General features: G+C 71.3%; 3 protein-coding genes. 1 reads left to right on the top strand and 2 read right to left on the bottom strand.

What is annotated here, in order from left to right; all coding sequences use genetic code 11:
- Positions 1–705, bottom strand: a 705-nt coding sequence (rnhB, locus tag H5J30_RS23510; protein WP_181789363.1) for a ribonuclease HII, incomplete at its 3' end; no start/stop codon positions are given.
- A gap of 70 nt (positions 706–775) precedes the next feature.
- The gene (locus H5J30_RS23505; protein WP_181789362.1) at positions 776–1414 is read right to left on the bottom strand and encodes a TetR/AcrR family transcriptional regulator; all 639 of its coding nucleotides are present in this window, start codon (positions 1412–1414) and stop codon (positions 776–778) included.
- Between the two features lie 114 nt (positions 1415–1528).
- On the opposite strand from H5J30_RS23505, the gene H5J30_RS23500 reads away from it, so the two are divergent.
- Complete coding sequence (locus H5J30_RS23500; RefSeq protein ID WP_181789364.1) at positions 1529–3076, top strand: MFS transporter; 1548 nt, start codon at positions 1529–1531, stop codon at positions 3074–3076.
- The last annotated feature ends 160 nt before the right edge of the window (positions 3077–3236 follow it).

Here is a 3236-nt window from a genome sequence, read left to right as displayed (position 1 = left end):
CAGCCCCAGCTGCCCGGCCGCCTCCAGCTCCGCGGCCTCGGGCGCGAGCCGCGGCCGCTTCAGGTGCTGCCACTTGTCCAGCGCGTCCATGTACGCCCAGGAGAGCCGGTGCAGGCCGGTGGGCCCGTACTCCTGGAGAGCGGCGCGGTGCACGGGCGAGGGGTAGCCGGCGTTGTCGCCGAACGCGTACGGCCCGTACTCGGCCCGCTCGGCGCCCAGTTCGGCCATGCGGGCGTCGCGGTGGACCTTGGCGAGCACGGACGCGGCGGCGACCGCGACGCACGACTGGTCGCCCTTGATCACCGTACGGACCCGCCAGGGCGTCCCGAGGTAGTCGTGCTTGCCGTCGAGGATGACGGCGTCCGGCCGTACGGGCAGCGCCTCCAGCGCCCGGCCGGCGGCGAGCCGCAGGCACGCCGTCATCCCCAGTTCGTCGATCTCCTGCGACGAGGCGTGGCCCAGCGCGTGCGCGGTGACCCAGCCCGTCAGCTCGGCGGCCAGTTCCTCGCGCCGCTTGACCGTCAACAGCTTGGAGTCCGTGAGCCCTTCGGGCGCGCGGCGCAGGCCGGTGACGGCCGCGCACACGGTGACCGGCCCGGCCCACGCACCCCTGCCGACCTCGTCGACGCCCGCGACGACCTTGGCGCCGGTGGTGGCGCGCAAGGAGCGCTCGACGCGGTGGGTGGGCGGCTCGTAGGGACTCACAAGGCCAGCTTACGACCCGGGCCCGGGCCCCTCGCGCCCGCCCGTGCGGCCCCCGTGCGCCGCCCCGCCGTCACTCCGCTTGCAGCAGCGGCACCATCACCTGGTCGACCATCTCGTCCATGTCCTGTTCGCTGAGGTCCCGGCCGGTGGTCTTGTGGCGGTACATCATCATGGCCGGGAGCACGTCCAGCACCAGGTCCCCGTTCACCTCCGGGCGCACGTCGCCCCGTTCGACGCCCCGGCGCAGCAGTTCCGCGATGAGCGCCTTGCCCGGGTCGATGATCTGTCCCATGATCACCTCGTGGAACTGCTCGGCCTGCTCGCGGTCGCACTCGTCGAGCACGGCGCGCAGCGCCTGGCCGCCGCTGGAGTACATCCGATCGCGCAGCGAGCGGCAGAACTCGGTGAGGTCGGCGCGCAGGCTGCCGCGGTCGGGCTGCGTCTCCAGCGGCGGCACGCCGGCCCGTAGCGCGTCCTGGACGAGTTCCGCCTTCGACGCCCACCGCCGGTAGACGGCGGCCTTCCCGGTCTGTGCGCGGGCGGCGACTCCCTCGATCGTCAGGCCCTTCCAGCCGGCGGCGCCGAGCTGTTCGAGGGCGGCGTCCAGGATGGCGCGTTCGAGTACGTCGCCCCGGCGGCGTACTCCGCCCGCCTGGCTCTGGCTGGTCTCGGTGCACGCTCCGGGAGCGGTCCGGTGCGAACTACCCATATCGGTCTCTCCATTAGCGGCCATAGTGAACGCTTGCGTTCCCTCACGGGGGCGCCTACGCTCAGCTCATCAGTGAACGCTACCGTTCACTATTTCACATGTATGGGGAACATGGTGACAACCTCTCAACTAGCGAAGGGGCGGGAGACGGGCAAGGCTCCTCGTGGCGACCAGCGCAACATGGCGCTCGTCATCATCGCCGCCTGTCAGCTGATGGTCGTGCTCGACGCGACGATCGTGAACATCGCCCTCCCACACATCCAGAGCGATCTGGACTTCTCCACCACCGGCCTGACCTGGGTCGTCAGCGCATACACCCTGACCTTCGGCGGTCTCCTGCTCCTCGGCGGCAGGGCCGGGGACATCCTCGGCCGCCGCCGCGTCTTCTCCTTCGGCATCGGACTGTTCATCGTCGCCTCCCTGCTCGGCGGCTTCGCACAGGAGCCGTGGCAGCTGCTCCTGGCCCGCGCGCTGCAGGGCGTCGGCGGGGCCATCGCCTCACCCACCTCGCTCGCGCTCGTCACCACCACGTTCCCCGAAGGTCCCGAGCGCAACCGGGCGTTCGGCGTGTTCGCGGCGGTCTCGGCGGGCGGCGGCGCCATCGGCCTGCTCGCCGGCGGCATGCTGACCGAGTGGCTCGACTGGCGCTGGGTGCTCTTCGTCAACGTCCCCATCGGCGTGCTGATCATCGCCGCCGTCCCGCTGTACATCAACGAGTCGGAGCGGCACCCCGGGCGCTTCGACATCTCCGGCGCGCTGACGTCGACCCTCGGCATGGCCGCGCTCGTCTACGGGTTCATCCGCGCCGCCGAGGAGGGCTGGCGCGACAGCCTGACGATAGGCTCGTTCGCGGCGGCGGTGATCCTGCTCGTGGCGTTCGTCTTCGTCGAGCGCAGCGCGAAGGATCCCATCACGCCGCTGAAGATGTTCGCCGACCGCAACCGCTCCGGCACGTACGTGATCATGCTGAGCCTGGCCGCGGCCATGTTCGGCATCTTCTTCTACCTCGTGCTGTTCGCGCAGAACGTCCTCGGCTACAGCCCGATCAAGGCGGGCGTGGCGTTCCTGCCGATCACGGTGGCGATCGTCGCCAGCGCGGGCCTCGCGCAGCGGTTCCTGCCGGTGCTCGGGCCCAAGCCGTTCATGGTCGGCGGCTCGCTCATCACCGCGGTCGGCATGGGCTGGCTGGTGTTCCTGGACACCGACAGCACGTTCATGGGCGGGGTGTTCGGACCCGAGATCGTCTTCGGCTTCGGCATGGGCATGAACTTCGTGACGCTCACCATCACCGCCGTCTCCGGCGTCGCGCTGGAGGAGGCGGGCGCCGCCTCCGGCCTGCTCAACGCCACCCAGCAGGTGGGCGGTTCGCTCGGCCTGTCCATTTTGACCACCGTGTTCGGCACGGCCAGCAGGGACGAGGCGAAGGAGCAGCTGCCGTCGTTCATGGCGCAGGCCACGCCCGACCAGAAGGCGGTCTTCGAGAAGACCGGCGAGCTGCCCCCGCCGTGGGGGCAGAAGGTGCTCGCGGAGGGCATGTCCATGGGGTTCGTCGCGGCCACGGTCATGGTGCTGCTCGCCGTGGTCGTCGCGGTGGTCGCCATCAAGGTGCGCAAGACCGACCTCGACGCCCTGTCCGGCACGGCGGGACCGGGCGTCGCCTGAGACGGCGCCCCCGAAAGCCGGTGGCCCCGCCAGTAGCGGGGCGGGGCCACCGGGTCGTCCCGTTCCCCGGGCCCGTCAGGAGTCCGCGACCGCCGGAACCCACTGCGGCAGCGGCTCCACGTGCCGTACCCATGCGGCCGGGGCGCCGCCGAGCCCGCGA

The sequence above is a fragment of the Streptomyces phytophilus genome (assembly GCF_013870535.1).
In the GTDB taxonomy this organism is placed as follows: Bacteria; Actinomycetota; Actinomycetes; order Streptomycetales; family Streptomycetaceae; genus Streptomyces; species Streptomyces phytophilus.
Note: the sequence above shows the minus strand (reverse complement) of the source record. Positions and strands in the feature narration are given on the sequence as shown.